The organism is Exiguobacterium aestuarii (genome assembly GCF_020171655.1).
GTDB classification, from domain to species: domain Bacteria; phylum Bacillota; class Bacilli; order Exiguobacteriales; family Exiguobacteriaceae; genus Exiguobacterium; species Exiguobacterium aestuarii_A.
In genome coordinates, this window is the sequence record NZ_JAIVAC010000001.1 from 1950911 (window position 1) to 1969242 (window position 18332).

Annotated in this window: 17 protein-coding genes and 1 CRISPR repeat array; of the genes, 6 read left to right on the forward strand and 11 right to left on the reverse strand. The window is 44.8% G+C overall.

Going from position 1 to position 18332, the window contains the following annotated elements; translation table 11 throughout:
- Window positions 1-256: 256 nt before the first annotated feature.
- Complete coding sequence (mgtE, locus tag LCM29_RS10145) at window positions 257-1615, forward strand: magnesium transporter (RefSeq protein ID WP_224862489.1); 1359 nt, start codon at window positions 257-259, stop codon at window positions 1613-1615.
- Between the two features lie 64 nt (window positions 1616-1679).
- Here the strand turns inward: mgtE and LCM29_RS10150 are convergent, their stop codons facing one another.
- Complete coding sequence (locus LCM29_RS10150; protein ID WP_224862492.1) at window positions 1680-2297, reverse strand: hypothetical protein; 618 nt, start codon at window positions 2295-2297, stop codon at window positions 1680-1682.
- Between the two features lie 182 nt (window positions 2298-2479).
- Between LCM29_RS10150 and LCM29_RS10155 the strand changes: the two genes are divergently transcribed.
- Window positions 2480-4258, forward strand: coding sequence for a solute:sodium symporter family transporter (locus LCM29_RS10155; RefSeq protein ID WP_224862494.1), 1779 nt, complete (start codon window positions 2480-2482; stop codon window positions 4256-4258).
- Window positions 4259-4279: 21 nt separating this feature from the next.
- Here the strand turns inward: LCM29_RS10155 and LCM29_RS10160 are convergent, their stop codons facing one another.
- The gene (locus tag LCM29_RS10160; RefSeq protein WP_224862496.1) at window positions 4280-5179 is read right to left on the reverse strand and encodes a GGDEF domain-containing protein; all 900 of its coding nucleotides are present in this window, start codon (window positions 5177-5179) and stop codon (window positions 4280-4282) included.
- 147 nt (window positions 5180-5326) lie between these two features.
- Here LCM29_RS10160 and LCM29_RS10165 point away from each other — a divergent pair, with 147 nt between their 5' ends.
- The 4 genes from LCM29_RS10165 (at window position 5327) to LCM29_RS10180 (ending at window position 7765) form a co-directional block, all read left to right on the forward strand.
- Window positions 5327-6367, forward strand: a complete 1041-nt coding sequence (locus tag LCM29_RS10165; RefSeq protein ID WP_412093979.1) for a serine hydrolase domain-containing protein — start codon at window positions 5327-5329, stop codon at window positions 6365-6367.
- Complete coding sequence (locus LCM29_RS10170; protein WP_224862500.1) at window positions 6364-6753, forward strand: GNAT family N-acetyltransferase; 390 nt, start codon at window positions 6364-6366, stop codon at window positions 6751-6753. The genes LCM29_RS10165 and LCM29_RS10170 overlap by 4 nt, the downstream gene beginning before the upstream one ends.
- A gap of 11 nt (window positions 6754-6764) precedes the next feature.
- The gene (locus LCM29_RS10175; RefSeq protein WP_224862502.1) at window positions 6765-7472 is read left to right on the forward strand and encodes an SDR family NAD(P)-dependent oxidoreductase; all 708 of its coding nucleotides are present in this window, start codon (window positions 6765-6767) and stop codon (window positions 7470-7472) included.
- Window positions 7473-7555: 83 nt separating this feature from the next.
- Window positions 7556-7765: a hypothetical protein gene (locus LCM29_RS10180; protein ID WP_214786019.1), complete on the forward strand. Its 210-nt coding sequence runs from the start codon at window positions 7556-7558 to the stop codon at window positions 7763-7765.
- Window positions 7766-7783: 18 nt separating this feature from the next.
- On the opposite strand, the gene LCM29_RS10185 is transcribed toward LCM29_RS10180, so the two are convergent.
- The 9 genes from LCM29_RS10185 to LCM29_RS10225 are packed head-to-tail and all read right to left on the reverse strand — an operon-like array spanning window position 7784 to window position 16690.
- A complete protein-coding gene (locus LCM29_RS10185) occupies window positions 7784-8875 on the reverse strand; it encodes a putative CRISPR-associated protein (RefSeq protein ID WP_224862504.1) in 1092 nt (363 codons plus the stop codon).
- Window positions 8872-9987 carry a type III-B CRISPR module RAMP protein Cmr6 gene (gene cmr6 / locus LCM29_RS10190; RefSeq protein WP_224862506.1) on the reverse strand — a complete coding sequence of 372 codons (1116 nt, stop codon included), beginning with the start codon at window positions 9985-9987 and terminating at the stop codon, window positions 8872-8874. The genes LCM29_RS10185 and cmr6 overlap by 4 nt, the downstream gene beginning before the upstream one ends.
- Window positions 9984-10352 carry a type III-B CRISPR module-associated protein Cmr5 gene (gene cmr5, locus LCM29_RS10195; protein WP_224862508.1) on the reverse strand — a complete coding sequence of 123 codons (369 nt, stop codon included), beginning with the start codon at window positions 10350-10352 and terminating at the stop codon, window positions 9984-9986. Before cmr5 ends, cmr6 begins: the two co-directional genes overlap by 4 nt.
- Window positions 10349-11242, reverse strand: coding sequence for a type III-B CRISPR module RAMP protein Cmr4 (gene cmr4, locus LCM29_RS10200; protein WP_224862510.1), 894 nt, complete (start codon window positions 11240-11242; stop codon window positions 10349-10351). Before cmr4 ends, cmr5 begins: the two co-directional genes overlap by 4 nt.
- Window positions 11239-12270, reverse strand: coding sequence for a type III-B CRISPR module-associated Cmr3 family protein (locus LCM29_RS10205; RefSeq protein ID WP_224862513.1), 1032 nt, complete (start codon window positions 12268-12270; stop codon window positions 11239-11241). The genes cmr4 and LCM29_RS10205 overlap by 4 nt, the downstream gene beginning before the upstream one ends.
- Window positions 12245-13852 carry a type III-B CRISPR-associated protein Cas10/Cmr2 gene (gene cas10, locus LCM29_RS10210; RefSeq protein WP_224862515.1) on the reverse strand — a complete coding sequence of 536 codons (1608 nt, stop codon included), beginning with the start codon at window positions 13850-13852 and terminating at the stop codon, window positions 12245-12247. The genes LCM29_RS10205 and cas10 overlap by 26 nt, the downstream gene beginning before the upstream one ends.
- 14 nt (window positions 13853-13866) lie before the next feature.
- The gene (gene cmr1, locus LCM29_RS10215; RefSeq protein ID WP_224862517.1) at window positions 13867-14754 is read right to left on the reverse strand and encodes a type III-B CRISPR module RAMP protein Cmr1; all 888 of its coding nucleotides are present in this window, start codon (window positions 14752-14754) and stop codon (window positions 13867-13869) included.
- A 12-nt stretch (window positions 14755-14766) separates the two neighbouring features.
- Complete coding sequence (gene cas6 / locus LCM29_RS10220) at window positions 14767-15459, reverse strand: CRISPR-associated endoribonuclease Cas6 (RefSeq protein ID WP_224862519.1); 693 nt, start codon at window positions 15457-15459, stop codon at window positions 14767-14769.
- The gene (locus LCM29_RS10225) at window positions 15443-16690 is read right to left on the reverse strand and encodes a TM1812 family CRISPR-associated protein (RefSeq protein WP_224862521.1); all 1248 of its coding nucleotides are present in this window, start codon (window positions 16688-16690) and stop codon (window positions 15443-15445) included. The genes cas6 and LCM29_RS10225 overlap by 17 nt, the downstream gene beginning before the upstream one ends.
- 213 nt (window positions 16691-16903) lie before the next feature.
- Window positions 16904-18238: a CRISPR direct-repeat array (repeat unit 29 nt; unit sequence CTTTGATCTTTCCTTAATGGAATTGAAAC).
- The last annotated feature ends 94 nt before the right edge of the window (window positions 18239-18332 follow it).

The window sequence follows — 18332 nt, forward strand, 5'->3', positions numbered from 1 at the left end:
GTGTGACTACCCTTACCTTATCACTTTACCAAATTTGCGAATGTCTAATCCGGCAGTTCACCTGTTAGTGATTCCACATAGCTATGTATAAACCTTCACCTTTGTGAATGAACAAACAATGCATGAAAAATCGGCGTCCTGACAAGGGGAAATGAGATGTATGGATGATGAATATAATCCTCCTAAAAAAGATAAAAAACTTTTTTTGAGACCTGCAGAGTAAGCTGAAAAATGCGAAAGATCAGGATGTGAGCAAATGAAAATAGAAGAAATGGAATACAACGAACATGAAGCGGCACTTCGCACATTGATTCAAAAGGGAGACCCGGTCGATTTTCAAGACCTCTTCCTCTCCCTCCACCCCGGTGAACAGGCCGATCATTTTATCGAACTCGATCAGCATGAGCGTGCTTTCGTATATCGAACAATCTCACCTGAAGTGTTTACTGACCTTTTTGAAAAACTGACGTTAGAAGAGCAATGTACATTCATCCAAGAAACGCCTCAGCCATATGCTGTCCGGATTTTAAATGAGATGTATTCAGATAACGCCGCCGATTTGATGCGGGAGCTACCCGATGCGTTCATGGACACACTATTCGAGCAGATGGACGATATCGAGGAACAAGAAGTCAAAGACTTGATGCAATATCCGGAAGAGACGGCCGGGGCGCTCATGACGACCGAGTTCGTCGTCCTTCAAGCGAACAAGACCGTCGGACTGACTTTAGAAGAGTTGCGTGAACTCGGACCAGACGCTGAGACGATTTATTACTTATATGTGGTCGACCAAGCACACCAACTTGTTGGTGTCGTCTCCTTACGAGATTTGATTGTCGCGCCGCTCGAGGCGAAAATCGAAGACATCATGGGCTTCCGCGTCATCTCAGCAAACGTCATGACCGACCAGGAAGACTTGGCTCGGATTGTCCAAAAGTATGATTTATTGGCCCTTCCTGTCATCGACGATCAGCAAAAGCTACTCGGCATCATCACGGTCGATGATGTGTTAGACGTCATCGAGCGCGAAACGACGGAAGACTTTGAAGAACTTTCCGCGACGAAGGGGTCGTCCGATATCAACATGAGTCCGTTCGAGGCGGCGAAAAAACGTGCCCCGTGGATTGTCAGCCTCATGTTTCTCGGGATGATTACGGCTTCGACAATCGGTGGTTTTGAAGAGACGCTTGAAACAATTGTGCTCCTCGCTGTCTTCATGCCACTTGTCATGGGGTCTGCCGGGAACGCGGCCACCCAGTCACTCGTCGTTGCTGTTCGTTCGATTGCGCTTGGCACAATCAATCGTAAGAACGTCATGAAGATGATTCGACGCGAGCTCGGGACGGGCATCATCTTAGGAATCGCTTGTATGATTGTCATTTTCGGGGTCATCACGATTCTTTATGACAACATGCTCATCGGCTTCATTGTCGGGATTTCCATTTTTGCCGCACTCAGTGTCGCCACGATGATTGGAACGATTGTCCCGCTGCTCATCAATCGCCTGAAGTTAGACCCCGCTGTTGCCTCGGGACCGTTTATCACGACACTGATGGACAACCTCGGTCTCATCATCTACTTCACGGTCGCGACGTCCATGCTCCAATTTCTATGACATTTATAAAAGTTCACACGAAAAAGCGGTGCTGATTTCATCAGCGCCGCTTTCATTCGTTATATTATTGAGATTCCTCTAACAGACGTTCTTGAGTCTCGTTGAAAGCTTCAATGTCTTCATCCGTCATCACGTCGTTTTGTTCTGCCATATAAGGATTGTCGTTCAATAATGTCTCTAGTTTACTCAAGTCAGCACTTCGTCCGCTTTCTTGATAAAGATTGGATTCTCCTGCCGAAATCAATGTCCCCGTCCGGTTCACTTTGAAATGTCCTTGTTGTAGACCGACAATTCGATACGCGTTCTCAATCACGGGTCCTTCGTATTTTTGTAAATACAAGAGGACGTTCTCTCCTACTTTGACGAGCGGATCTTCTTCCATATCATTTTGTAAGAGGGTGATCGTATCGGTTTGCTTGAGTTTCTGACTCACGTCTCGATAGACACGCTGCACGTGAATATCTGATTCAAAGAAAGTAACCGAATGATATTCAAAAGATCTCGGGTGACTGCTCACTTTGCCGACGATGACAATCGGCGAGCGTGTAGCTAAATCGTCTATGTGTCGGAAGCTTTCGGTCACAGCCAAATCACTCGTGTTTTCTTGTTTCAGCATATCACTAAACATGACATAACCTGCTACCACTGCAACAGATAATATTCCAATCATCCATTTCCTCAAAGAGATTCCTCCCACCGATTCACCCTATTGAATTTCTAATCGATTTCATTGAGAACTTTATTAATTTATGCCTAGCCCATGACTTTTTATCATTCCATCAAGATAAGAGGACTACTTTCTTACACTTTAGGGTATTTTCTACAAATAGATTATATAACATAAGTAAGAAGTGAGGGGATTCTATGACGATTCAGCAAGTACTCTACATACTCGTGACTGGTGCTTTGTTCATGGCACTCGTCGCCTACGTCTCATATCGCATGACGCGAGGAAAAGTCGAAAGTGCCGATGATTATTTCTTGGCTGGTCGCGGATTGACGGGCGTCTTCATCGCAGGTTCGCTCCTCTTGACCAACTTGTCTGCTGAACAATTGATTGGTTTGAACGGTCAATCGTTCGCCGGCAATATGTCGGCAATGGCTTGGGAAGTCACGGCCGGGATTGCAGCCATCATCATGGCGCTTTTTTTACTACCGCGTTTTCTTGGCATCGGGATCTCGACCATCCCTGAATTTCTAAGTCAACGCTATGATGAGGACGTTCGTCGATTGACCGTCCTGCTGTTTTTACTCGGCTATATGTGCGTGACGATTCCGTCTATGCTGTACTCAGGAGGATTAGCCGTCCTCCAACTATTCGACGTACCTACCCTTCTCGGCATCAGTTTTGAACAGTCTCTTTGGATTGTCGTCTGGTTCATCGGAATCATCGGGGCGATTTACGCCATCTTCGGCGGACTTCGCGCGGTCGCCGTTTCCGACACGCTAAACGGGATTGGTCTCATCATCATCGGCTTCCTCGTTCCAACGCTTGGCTTCCTCGCACTAGGTGACGGGAATCTGTTGGACGGGATGAAGACGATTGCGACGACGAATCCCGAAAAATTGAACGCCATTGGCTCGGCCAATGACTCGGTCCCGTTCCTCTCCATTTTTACGGGGATGATTTTTGCGAACTTGTTCTACTGGGCACTCAATCAATACGTGATTCAACGCGCTCTCGGCGCAAAAAACTTGGCAGAGGGACAAAAAGGAGTACTTTTTACGGGTTACTTAAAACTACTTGTTCCCATTTTTATGCTCTTGCCTGGCGTCATCGCCTTCCATTTGTATGGATCGAACGTCGAGAAAGCCGATTTAGCGTATCCGAGCTTGATTGCCGAACTACTTCCAATGTGGCTCATGGGCTTTTTCCTTGCCGTCTTACTCGGTGCCGTGTTCAGCTCATTTAACTCACTGTTAAATAGTATCGCGACGCTATTCGTCCTCGATATTTATAAACCAAAGTTCAAGCCGAATGCTTCTGACCAAGATTTGATTCGCGTCAGCAAATGGTTTGGCACGTTCGTGGCGCTCGTCTCTTTCTTTGTCGCCCCGAATCTCATGTATGCTCCAGATGGATTATGGGATTTGATTCGTCGTTTTACAGGCTTCTTCAACATCCCGATTCTTGTCATCGTCTTGATTGGTATGCTCGTCAAACGAGTTCCCCCGATTGCCGCGAAGACCGTCGTTTTCTTCCACGTCATCGCTTACTATTTCCTCGTGTGGGGAACAAAGCAATGGTTCGGTGTGGAAATCGGGATTAACTTTATTCACATTTACGGTATCCTCTTCGTCGTCGAGACGGCTATCATGCTCATCTTCGCTCGCGTACGACCGATGCTCCAAGCGAATCCGATTCGAATCGAGCTCGGACGAGTCAAACCATGGCGTCACGCGTTATCGACTTCAATCTTGCTTGTCACTTCGATGATTTTCGTCTATCTCGTCTTTTCACCAATTGGACTTGCCTACGCGGATGGAATTGTTTCCGGATGGTTCGCTCCATTGACGATTGGACTCATTGCCGTGACGACCCTTCTGATTTGGGCATCTTATCGCTATGGACTCGCACGATATGAACGTTATCTCAATAACTTAGGTGAAGAACCACCTGAAGTAGAGGAAGCGAGTAGTTAACGAAAAAGAGATTTTCTTGAACTAAACGTCAAGAAGATCTCTTTTTTGTTGCTGCTTTTGTTCATACATTGCGTCATCTGCTTCTTGCCAGAGTACTTCGATTGATTCTGGATGAGATGCCCAGGCCAACCCGATGGCCACTGAGATTTCCTCTTCCCCGCATGTCGTTTCGATCTCACGAACCATCTTCTCGCATGCTTCTTCTGACATCATCTGAAGAAACAAGACGAACTCGTCTCCTCCAATCCGATAGACAGAGGACTCGATGGTTTGAAGGAGGTTACCGACACGCTTCAACAAACAGTCACCGGCAGAGTGTCCTTTTTGATCGTTCACGACTTTCAAGTCATTCACGTCGATGACGATGATTCCGACGTTTCTCATCCCTTCCGCTTGACCGATTGTCTCTTCAAACGCCCGACGATTGAAAACACCTGTCAAACTGTCATGACGACTTTCATACAGAAGACGCTCACGCTCGGTCATGGCCGCCTCGATGTTCCGAATCACACCTTGCACCGCCACAATCTCACCGTTCTCATAGATTGGGGTCGTATACTCTTCAAACCATACATAGGTGCCTTCATTCGTCCGCCACCGCTGAAGAATTGCTTCTTCATAGTCGACGCGCCCCAATACTTTGTCTAGCAACAATCGTCGATCGTCCGGATGGATTCTGCGGAAACATTCCTGCGCATTCGAATAACTACGCATGACGGTCCCTTCCCCTAGATATAAATCTAAAGAAGGACTAATATACCGAAAACGCCACGTTGGTTTCGTTTCAAAAATATAGATGACATCTTTCGTTTGATTCCCGAAATGCATGAACGAAAGCGTCTGTGGATGTGGCCGTTGACGCTTATGTAGCCACAAAGCAATCAAACATCCAACGAGTATCCCTAAAAAGAATAGCGTCATTGAATACACTTCCTCTCTGTTCGCCCATATCGTACCACGTTCGAGGTCAGACACCTGTCTCAATTCCTGTTATTTGGTAAATGTTTTTTTGAATATTGAGTAAATTTATGGATGTTGTGCATGTACGTGATATAGTCGAAGTACTTGATGACTCAACAATTGGAGGTTCTTTTGCAAAACATCACACATCTCACAGTGGACGAAACATTCTCTGGCGTCTATTGCGTCACCAACCCAGAAACGTCCATCCATCAATCCCTTGGCTATGCTAATCGCTCGGAACAGATTCAACATGAAGTCAAAACGAGATTCGGAATCGCTTCCGGTTGCAAACTGTTCACAGCAATCGCCATTTGTCAGTTAGTCGAACGAGGTCGACTCTCTTTTTCAACTTCACTGGATTCGTTTCAGACATTCGACCTGCCCTACATATCCTCAGAAGTTACAATCCATCAGCTGTTAACGCATACGTCGGGTATCCCTGACTATTTTGATGAGTCCGTCTCTGACGACTTCGAAGCGTTGTGGCGTGATGTTCCGATGTATCGTCTTCAACAACTACGAGATTTTTTACCGCTATTTCAACAAAAAGCGATGAAGAATGAACCAGGTTCCCGATTCTCCTACAACAATGCCGGGTATATCCTGTTAGGGTTGATTGTCGAAGAAGTGACCGGGCAACCCTTCACCGACTATATCGAACAGTCGATTTTTCAACCTGCTAACATGAGCGATTCCGGATATTTCTCACTCGATGCCTTACCCGCCAAGACGGCGCTCGGCTATATCGATCATTCGGACGGTTCATGGCGTACGAATCAATATGCGATTCCGGTCAAAGGCGGGGCAGATGGTGGCGCGTATGTGACCGTTCAAGATATGACTCGTTTTTGGAAGGCGTTGTTTTCACATCAACTTCTTGACGCCGCATCCACATCCCTACTTCTCACACCACATGTGACGGTCAATGACCGAGGTGGTAGTTATGGATATGGGATTTGGATTCAGCATCATTCGTCAGGAGACATTTATAAGTACCATGTGATGGGATATGACCCGGGCGTCAGCTTTCATTCCGGATACTACCCAGAAACTGAGGTCATTTCGGTCGTTTGTTCGAATCAATCAGACGGGGCGTTTGATGTGATGAAGCAAATCGAAGCACAGATTAGAGAGCGAATCGAATGAAGATCCGTGCATATGTCGCATCTGATTTTGAACACATCCAGCAACTCAATCGTGAGGAAGGTTGGACTCAACTCGTCGAACAGGGAGAGCTGACCCGTGAAGCGTGGCGTCAATCGAACGTCACGTATGTCATGGAGTCTGATAATGGAGAGATTGTCGCCTACTTACGGGGACTGACCGATACGACAGTCAGCTTGTATGTTTGTGAATTGTTGGTCGCTTCCGCCTATCGAAAGCAAGGACTTGGTGAACAACTTCTTCAACATGTCCATGCGCTCTATCCTGACACGCGTCTTGAGATGCTAGCGAGTCAAGCCTCGCACACATATTACAAAAAACTACGATTCCGTCCGTTTTACGGCTTTCGGAAAACGATTCACGAATAGGAGGAATATATATGAAACTCGCACTCGTCACCGGGGCATCACGCGGTCTCGGTCGTGCCATTGCCCAAGAACTCCAAGCTCGAGATTATGACGTGATCGGTCTCTCACGTTCACAGTCCGAAGACGTCACATATGAACAATTACCCATCGACCTCTCAGACGTCTCAGGAATCGAAACGACCATTCGAGACATCACTTCCCTTTTAGAGAATGCCGATTCGATTCTTCTCGTTCAAAATGCCGCATGGATTGAACCGATTCATCGTGTCGGACAGTTGGATGGGAAGAAAGTGACGGCCCATGTCCATGCCAACCTACTCGCACCGATGCTATTGGCGAACGCGGTCCTCGCTTTCAACAAGCCGACCGATTTGATTCATGTGACGTCTGGCGCGGCCAAACGTCCGATTTCAGGTTGGAGTGCGTATTGCGGCACGAAAGCAGGACTCGACCATTTCACGGAAACGCTAGCACTCGAGCTCGAAGGTACCCCGCATCGGGCGGCACTCTTCAATCCTGGCGTGATGGATACATCGATGCAGGCGGAGATTCGCTCTTCTTCGGAAGAGGCGTTTGCAGACCTCGAACAATTCCGTTCATACGAAACAGAGGGACGACTCCGCTCTCCCGAGACGGTCGCGCGCGTGTTCGTCGAACAATTGATTGACCGCCCTCTTGAAAACGGCAAGACGTACTCGATTTACGACTTGATCAAATAATTTACCTGGTCAAAAATAAAGTCACCCTCTTATCGGTAAACCGTCTACACTACTTTCATAGACATGTGAAAGGGTGGATCATGATGAAGACGATTGCCGGAGGATTACTGTTATTTGGATTATTTAGTTTGACGATGTCGTTCACGATGATCGGAGATACTGCTGTCGTCGGGGCAATGGTCAGTGGGGTCGCGCTGTTATGCAGTGTCGGACTGTTTTTCGGGGCGACCGAGCTCGCCCGCGTCCGTAGCGATTTGTTCCACGACAAAAAAACGTCTTTCCCATCTGAATGAGGGAAAGACGTTTTTGATTCAGTCTTCTAACGAAGCGAGTGTATACTCATTTGTATCGAAAGAAGCCACATCTTTCGAAAAATCGAATTTATTGATTTCTCGTTCGTAATCTTGATGCTTTTCCCATACATGATACAAATACAATTCACCTTCATCAGACAACTGATACAATGCACGGAAGGAATATTGTTTATTGTCCATACGATACAAGGAATATGGCCAGGATTTATTTTTTGTTTTCTGTAATTGCCGCTCATGTTGAAATCGCTTTATCCATTTTGAATTTCTTTCCGTTTGGTATAAGCTTTCAAATTCATCACGAAGTATTTGTAAAGGCACACGATGTTTAAGCAACTTTTTTTGTCTGATATAAATTTGCAAATGCCACAATTCTGGACGCTTCTCCAAGTGCGTTCTCGCAAGAGGTGAGATGGCCACTAACTCGTCCAGTCGATAAAATAGTAGTGGATGTTGGTTCACCACTAGTTTAGTATCCATTGACAGTTCGTCTTCATGAATACAATTGCTCCAATCATACCCCATTCGAAATGTCATCTCTTGAATTGCTTGGCGAACTTCATTCACTGCAAGAACTGACTGGTCGAACACCATCGGTAATGTCGGCAAAGTGATCGGACGATCCATCGTTTCATGCAAGTACCAAATCGGATAACCATATGAAACCGCCAAAGAGTATGATAAGGCAGTCATACTCTTATAACCACCAATCGGACCAAATACTGTGTGAGCAGCTGGGTATTTCGTTAACAAATTGGTCAACTGTTGTATGAAGCGGTACATTCCTTCAAGCCCTTGTCGTAAACTTCCCATGTCCAAGCTTTCGACTTCAACCGTTTTTAAAATAAGGTTCGGATACACTTTGTTCAAATAGAATTGAATTTCACCAACACTCTTTCTCCCTGGTTCGGTATCGCTATGTAAAAGCGTTATTTCAGAAGTGTCATACAAATGACCTTCATGAATCCATCCTGAGATCAAGTTTGTTTCAGCTGATAATCGTTTCAGATCCTCACGTGTGACATCCATTACCCGAGGTTTGTTCGATATGGAAATACCTGTCGTCACAATCGCATATACTGCCTTACTCATTCGTTGATTCCTTTTAGAGCTTCCTTCAGAGGTTTCAGACGCTCAATCAGTTTCTTACTCGGTTTCTCCCAAAAGCCGAATTGCTTTGCAAATTGGCGATAAACCGTCCCAACCTCTTTCGGGAAACGAGTGGCAACCTCCATTTTTTCCTTCGCCTTTAAAGCATCAACAAGTTCCTGTTTATTTTCACCCATTGCGGTTTGTAGTTCTTGATACAATTCGAGGACGAGTTGTTGCTCACTTTGCGACAAATGAGCAACGCGTTGCATGAGCGCCATTTCGCCTTCGATTCGCTTTTTCTCTTCGCTTGCACGTTGTTCAGCTTCTAATGCTTCTTCCTGAATCGCTTTCCATCGCTTACTTTTCACATCGTCTGCTTCTTTCGTGACAGTGAATCGACCATACCCGCTCGTTGTTTTGGCTCCGTAACCAAATTCGCTAAACGCTTGGATCACACATTCAGTTGCCAATTCCAAATCGTCTTTTGAAGCACGTGAAGATGTCGTCAAAATCAATGGAGCGGGACGATTAACTCGTGCACGGAAAAATGAAATCGGAATTGGTGAATCTGTATCGGTTGCTGAGCTCCCGTTATAATATTTCCCATAATGAGGGGTCATAATATCCGGTTCAAGCGTCACGTCACAGAAAACAACATCCCAGAACTGAATTAAACCGGCATCTTCTGTTGTACCAAATAAACGATCGATTAAATCGTTCTCTACTTCAGCCGTGACAGCCCAATCTCGTACCATCCCTTTTATGGATGATGCGTTCAAATATGGGACACCGTAAACTGTATGAATCAACACTCCTGCTTCACTTACATGTGGGGCGCCCAATCCCGACATAAAGGACCCTTCTCCACTCACCCATAAACGTTCATACAATCGTTCCGTTTGGTCTAGTAACCATACATCCCGTTCATAGGTAGCGGAAATCAATTTAGATTGACTCGGGCTCGTATGAATATGCTGTGTTCCAAATTTAGCCTTCAATCCTCCGTTTCTTTCATCTTCGAATGAAAGATTATAATTCATCGAGTACGCCAAATGATCTTTCGTCAAACCGTCCGCTAGATTTAAAAAAGGAGCATTACTATACTTCGTCATGTCTGATCTTCCTTCGTCTTCGCATGCGCATCTACAAATCGACGCATCCACCCTAAGAGCTCCATAATTTCATATGTTACGAGACGATACTGCTCCGTCTCCATTTTGCATACAGCCTCCATAAGACTCACTTTATCGGGCAAGGATAGACGTTTACGTACTTCTTCCTTCCGCAGCCACGATTCTACATGCTTCACCACATCACGGTGATCATGACTCTTGCTTTCATAAAACACGATGGTTTGGGCTAAGCCGTTCACTTTAATCATCATCGGCATTTTTTTCACATAGGATCGATATTCGGTGGAACCTTTTTTCATTTGGGTGCAATCATAGGCATGTTTTGCACGACCGCTTTCTATCATACGAGCACCTCCTCAGCTGATACAATTTGCATCATCCCGCGGCCAAGCGTCGCATTTCCACCGACTTGCAAAACGTTCGGGAAAGATTGGTTCAACTCTTGTTTCACCCGTTCGGCCGGATATCCTAAATGTTCCCGTTTTCCGTCTTGGATTGATTTTGTCTCTCCGATATGGAAGAGCGTGTACATGAGCGTTTCGACGGGTACATTTTCTTCATAGAAGAGTGCTCCATCGGTAACCGTACCAGTCTCTTCATTGATTTGAATGCGGGCATTCACTTCCGTTGACAGTTCGACAAACTGCTTGAACTCATCATCCGATACAACGATGATCCGATCCGTAATAGAAGGGTCTGCATCAAAATATTTCGCAATACGCGATGCGAGTTCCGTTACGTCGCTACTCTGTTTAGCAGAATACACAAACTCTTCTAAGACCACTTTTCTTGTAATCAACAACTTATCAGAGGATACAGCCACGTCCCCTTCTGACAGATCAGGAACCGGCAATCGCAGCGCCAATCCATACGCGGCCATTTCGCGGTTAAATCGGTCTAAGACGTATGGGCACGTCACATAACCAAATACCCCTTTCATCGACTTGACTGGAAAGAGGAGTGTACGGCAGTCACTTGTAGAAATTGCACCCGCTTGAGCTCCGTCTTTTGCTCCCGCGTCCGAACCAAATACGTTATGCAGCTTGTTCTGTTCTTCCCATTTCCCATAATAATGCGAGCGCAGTGCCCCTTTAAAAGAGGAACTATCGATTTTTGGGAACTGAGTATGCTTTTCTCGCTGAATCGGCAAATCAACAATACCAATCTCGCTTCCGCTACCGACATGAAGTGGACTGAGAGCACGCATAAACCAGAGTTGTGTGATTGATTTCATTTCATTTCCTCCTTTAACGATGGGCCTGATGAGTACATGACTCGACCATAGCCTTGTTCCTTGCCTTCATCTGTCAATTGTGATGGTAAATCCGTTAACGATTGTCCTCTCGCATCAACCAATAATGATGTGCCTGCCGGAATCAACGTTTTTCGAATTTTCGGTCGTTGTTTCACCATATCCCATCCTCCATCTAGGCCAGTTCTCGCCATCGCAGTCTGAATCCACGGTGCATCAAAATAACGAAATCTTCCTTCCATCACGAGAGGTTCCGTAATCACCGCAGGCGTGAGCCACGTTACGCGAAGCGTGTCAGATTCAGTAGACCCGATACGGATTGGAATCGTGTGCGTGTCGTCTTCAGCGACCAACCATCTCGTACTTCCTTGACCGAGCTTCACCGTAGGCAACGTCTCGTTTAATGTCGAGTCAACTAGAAGAGAAACGTCTCGTTTTAACCGTAAACGATTGATTTGATAGAGCATCGACTCTTCGACACGACCGCTCACTCGATCTAGCGCCACACCCACTTTTGGTTCTTCATGAACAAAATAACTTCGCGGAAACACTTCGACAGGACGATGATGCGTCAGAAGTTCCTCTACGTCTCTCAGTCGAATCCATTTTCCATCAGCAGACTCCGATTTTTGATCAATGGGACCATACAGTCGATAAACTGCTCCATCACTCTCATAACCTAATCCTTTTCGTAACTCGAGCGGATAAGCCTTTCCATCGACAACTTGATGGTCGTATGGCAACGGAAGAAAAATATCCTCGCCTTTTTTAAGAAAGAGTCCACGCAGTTGAAGTGCACCAGACTGTTCGGGTGTTCCAATCGATTCAGCGTAATCCCCATTTAAAAAATCTTCAATAGTCCCATTTCGTTCGATCCATGCGGTTCGATATGCTCCGTAAACGGTCCCAGGACGTGGAGGAAATAAAGACGGCGCACCAATCTGGTCCCCTATTCCAAATGATCCATGTCCCCGAAAATAGAAACTATCCATTGTATGTAGCAGTTGCATCCGATACTCCTTTCTCAACATGTTCTCCGAGAAAACGTGCCATCTCAACTAATTGACGAAACTCCAAAAATTGTCCTGGCAGTGTCGTATACATGTATGTCAGTTTTTGTACCAGCTGTCTTTGATTTTCAGGTTCAAGCTTGTAAGATGCCCGTTTAACGAGTCGCGTTAATTCGCTTTCGACCATCGGATGGTCGATAAACGGTTTTTCACCTTTTAGTTCATGTACGAGTGGCTTCATGCTTTCGGCGAAGTGTTGAAGGAAGGTGAAACTGATTCCAGTTTTAAGCAGTTTTGAAAGTTCCAACACCCACTCCGTCGTCCAGTCCTGTTCTAATTTGAAAGGGAGCACGGTTTGTCGGATTTGACCACTATGACTCATGAGTGAGAGTCCAATCGCATCTTTTGTTTGATGGCGATCCTCGTAAGCTTTCGCAGTCTTCTCCATCACGCGTACTTGTTGAAGAACTGACTGAAGCGGGACTTTCGCGTGCGCGATGACAATCCCGGCTGATGCGGTCGCTCCATGAGCAAGGCCGTCCTCATTAGTCCCGAATGCTCGGCGTAACTCTGTCGCATAACGTAATACGTCCGTGATTTCACCAAACGCCATCACATCATCCCCACCGGCATATACAATTCTCAGTTGCTTCTCCGCCATCAATTCACGAACCGTCTGCTCAGCGAATCGACCTAATCGTTGCGATAACTCCTGCTGACTTTCAATATCCACTTTTCCTGTCAATTTTCCTTCTTGAATCCACTGTCCCATGTTATCCCCATCCATCATGAGCACAGCATAATAGCCATGCTCAGTGTGGTTTGGTGTAAATTCACGAGTAGAAGGGAAGGAATCAAATTGAGTTCCGAACTCTGTTCGAAGTAATGTACGACGCATTCGTTTCGTCAGACAAACCCCACATAAATGTTCCCCTGCTCGCACGATGTGATTCTTCTCTTCACGAAGCTGACTCCATAATCGGTTTTGTTGAGCCATCAGCTCCGCATATGTCATTTCTACAGTTGGATGTTCAGCACTCAGTGCTGATCTTTCAGAACAGAGTTTACACGTCAGTCCTGATTGTTTCAGGATGTGGAGCGATCGGTTTGCCTTTACTGAGGCCAGATTCTTTTCTACTTCTCCCCTTACATCTTTAAACGATTCTTCTGACGGAAGTGGACGAAATGCCCAATATATTTCAGGTAAACGCTCCATTTCTTTTCGCATCTGTTCAAATGTATCGAGAGGAACTGATTGAAACAGCATTTCTAGTGATGTTTCCCCAATTTTCTGTAAATAGCTGATAATCGCCTTTTCGGCCTCTTTCGACAGTTCAATGATTTTTTTTGCATCCGCCTCTAAAATCACACTGAATCGGTTCGGCACATCAGCGACATCTGATAATTCTTTTGGTCGGCTTCCTGGTTGGACCCAGGTCGTGACAAAAGGAGCATATACACGCATTGCCTGTTTACTCAATTCAGCCAAGAGATGACTGCCACTCCATAAGTCTTCTGTTTTTCGGGCCGATGCGATAAAAGATTGTACCGGACCAATCGAATACACGAGATAATGTTTCATACATTCCTCCATCGTTATGACATCAATGTCTCCATGAATCGGTTTTTCGCCTTTTCAAACTGGGGATGTGGTGAGCGAGTCGTTTGTGACACTTCTGTCACGATGACACGATAACCGTCCTTGAAATGTTTGACCGTCGCATGTAGCGGTGAAGCATATCGTCCACCTTTCACTTTCCCAAGAGCACCATGTAACGTACCTTCTGAAGCATTATGCGCAGCAAGACGCAATTTCTTTAACGCTTCTTCTGCAGTATCATACGTTTTCTCAATAAGTATCGTTTGGCGCCACTGTGGGCGGTCCGTTTTAACTAGGGTCGTTGCCCGTAACAGCCCCCCTTCACGTGAGTATGGAGTACCGAGTATGTCAAGTTGCGTTCTTACGTCAGTCAAATATGCATCGGAATCTTTATACACTTCAGTTTGAAGCGAACCTGCGCCGCGCCGTGCACGCTGTCCGACGCCTCCGACTGCGAAAGCGAACTTGACTGTTGCGACCGCCTCTTCAAAACCTTTTTCCGTTTTTTTTGCAGAAAGATGAATGTCCCATCCGTTCACTTGGAGAGCCGAAATTGTAAAGCCTTTCGAATGACTTGGTCGAAACTCTACTTTTTTACACGTTTCTGGTTCAGACATTGACAACCGTAACATCGACTTCTGCTTTTGACTTCCGAGCGCACCGCCGAACAGTTTGACTTCCTGCTCACGAATCACGTCAATCGGTCCGTCCTGGCTTGCTCGGTACCAATACCGAATCATCCCTTTTAACGATGGGATTCTTAATTCTGAAACCATCTTTTTTCTCTCATCAGACATTGCACCATGAATCGCGATAGGTGTGACCCCCTGAAGAGATAATGTCACTTGTTGCAAAGCGGTACGTTGCTGTAAGGCACTCTTCATACGTCTCCTCCTTTAATAGTGAATAACGCGAGTCATGCCATGACCACTCGCATTATGACTTCCTAATCCAACTAAATACAAGATGCGTTGCATGTCTTCATCCGCTTTTAAATCAAATCGTCCATAATACGCCGTAACGTATGTTTTTCGAATCTTCGATACATTTTTATTAAACTCGTCAGAAGTCGGAATCAACTCAAATGGACCGTTATATTCCTTTCCATAGTGAAAGTTGTATTTAAAACGCGCATTCTGTTCTAACTGATGATAAAATTCGCCCTCTGCAGGATGAAAATAACGACGCTTGCCTTCGCTCGTTTGGAATGTTGTAATCGGACTGTCCAAATGGAGGTGCATGATTGGATTAAATTTCGGAACGTCGGGTGTCTCGAGCGAGTTGATCCAAAATTTAGATTTTCCTAGCTGAATTGACCTTTCTTTCCGAAGAGTTTCCTTAAATGCTCGCAAATCTTCAATACGGATGAATCGAACTTCCCATCGACAGGGTCCTGAAACGTTGAACTCTTTTCGTTTCGTGTCAAACCGTATATTTCCTCGCAACATCGAAAAGGTAAAATATGGACAAGGTGCATCATGTACTGTTCGATCTTGTAATGTTCGATACACGACAGCACGTAACCAATCACGATAATGACCAGGAAGATATCCTATTTGTTCCGGTTCGATTTCAAGTATGAGGCGCATGTTCTACCTCCATTCTTGCAATGTGTCGCAACACTTCAATGTGTAGCTCACGAATATTCGATTGTTGTTGGAGACTAAGCAATTTATTCGCACCACTTGAGCTCTCACGTAATCCCATGTGGTTCATATCATTTCGCTTTTCTTGAATGTGCGCCAAATTATCACGGCACGAAGATGAGAGTTGATGGAGCGATGCAAAAAACAGGTTTTCGTCTCGACCTGCCCCCTCACCGAGCTCATATCCCTTCGTGTATGCCGTCAGCGTGCGATCTAATTTTTTGCGTACTTCTTGAACATACGGGTCTATACCTAGCGAGCGAGCCGCTACTGTTACGATAGATTCTCGCCAAACGGTAATCGCTTGTAAAATTCGATTGTGTTTCATATACCAGTCATAGAGGGCAATATGTATATCTACATCGTTTTGGGCGTTTATAAATTGAGCCAAATCCTCACGCAATTGCTCTACTAATAAACGATAAGGTAACAAACGTGCATCTTTAGGAACTTCAACGTTCAAAGCTTTTTTTAATTTTGAGATGTGTTGAACGATTAATTGATAACGGTTCAAATTGAGATATGTTACAAACTGGTCGAGGACGTCAGCGATTTGCATAAACGGGAAGAGAGTTCTTGTTTCCGACGTCATCGCATACGTTTGACGTGCACGATCCGTTAGCCGTTTTAGGGCGTTGCTTTGCCCGGTCTCTAAAAATTGTCGGATTGCATAAGTCCACTCTTCCACGAGAAGAACATTCTGCAAATCAATAATCAGATTGACCGATGCATGTGGTTGGAAATTCCCATAAAATAGATGAGTCATATTCGCCTCAGCGAATAACGTTGAAAATTGAGAGATTGGAACGGAAAGAATAGATAAGCTACGCATACCATGCGTTAAATCAATTGCGAACGTATCTTCCTTTTCAAGAATCGACATCCATTTTTCAAACAATGTCCATTCAATTTGAGAATCCGCATAGTGATACTCAATGACTTGGAAGGGAAGATTCGGAAAGCGCTGACTCAACTCAGTTTCAAGATTATTTAGATGTGTCGCTTTCGCTTGTGGAGTCACCATTAAAATCAATTCTTTTACTGGTTCATGAGCAGCCAATAGTTCAATCAGTGCAACAGGCATGTAGCGCGTTGGTTTCGAAGGAGTAGTCCCATCAAAGGAATATGAAGTTTCTTGATAATCTCCTGTTCCTACAAATGAAAATAATTTCATCATTCACCATCCTAACTGTAAGTGATTAAACGTTGTATGAAGTGAATTACGATAGGGAAATATATGTATTTAAACATGTAATGTTTACCTTTAATGATACTGTTTTTCTATTTATATGTATAGAAGGATTTGTCTTTCGATTTTGAGTATGATTAAATAGATTAAAGGGCTTAATCATCCTATAATTATGGGATTTTTCACACATTTAAGTGCCTTTGATCTTTCCTTAATGGAATTGAAACTGCTTTTCCCTCCATTGTCGACACATCCGATGTGGCCCCTTTGATCTTTCCTTAATGGAATTGAAACTATCCAAGGCCATATTAATAAGTTCCTTGGCAGTAGCTATACTTTGATCTTTCCTTAATGGAATTGAAACCTGGGCCACGCTGTACGAGCGTCAAGGACGGCTGAATGCTTTGATCTTTCCTTAATGGAATTGAAACCACGCCCTGGCGTGCATGCTCGGTCGATCCGGCCCGTTGCCAGCTTTGATCTTTCCTTAATGGAATTGAAACGCGACCCATGAGCATTGCTCGAAGTTATTCGGGTCATAACTTTGATTTTTCCTTAATGGAATTGAAACTGGCGCAAGAACTTCGCCGCTTTCTTGAATTCCATCGGCTTTGATCTTTCCTTAATGGAATTGAAACTCAACTCGTTCGAGCGATATTCTTCCGCGGAAATCTCGACTTTGATCTTTCCTCAATGGAATTGAAACATAGGCGATATGTCGCTCTAAGAGACGGATGCGATGGAGCCTTTGATCTTTCCTTAATGGAATTGAAACGAACATAGACAAGATAGTGAGTGATAGGACGATACGTGATCTTTGATCTTTCCTTAATGGAATTGAAACACGGTTCAATTCGCGACGTGCTTGATACATCTTGTTTCCTCTTTGATCTTTCCTTAATGGAATTGAAACTCCATCGCGCGACCCTGTTTCGCAAACTGCCATACCCGTCTTTGATCTTTCCTTAATGGAATTGAAACATGATAGTGATTGTACGACGTGATTGAACGAATTGTTGTCTTTGATCTTTCCTTAATGGAATTGAAACACACCTGAAGGAGGCGCTCATGGCCACCAAGGGGACGGTCCTTTGATCTTTCCTTAATGGAATTGAAACTCCTTGACGACCTGCTCGATTTCAGCTCCAGTGAAGCCATCAACTTTGATCTTTCCTTAATGGAATTGAAACTCTTACTCATCTAAACCAACTCCTCTGATATGATTCCCCCTTTGATCTTTCTTTAATGGAATTGAAACTACGCGCTGATTGTCTCGATGTTGTTCAAGGCCATCGCGTCTTTGATCTTTCCTTAATGGAATTGAAACTGACCGATGCCGACAAGTTGAATGATTGGTGCTTAGGCCCACTTTGATCTTTCCTTAATGGAATTGAAACGGTTTCGGCTTAGGCTTCGGTTTTGGAGGATTCAAAATTACTTTGATCTTTCCTTAATGGAATTGAAATCACATTTTCAACGCGAAGTTATACATTAGGCTCATTCCCTTTAATTTTTCCTTAATGGAATTGAAACGTGAGATACTCTGCCCACACGTCCTTGTCATGGTTGATGACCTTTGATTTTTCTTTAATAGAATGATGTTACGAAACAAGTTAAGTGAGAATAT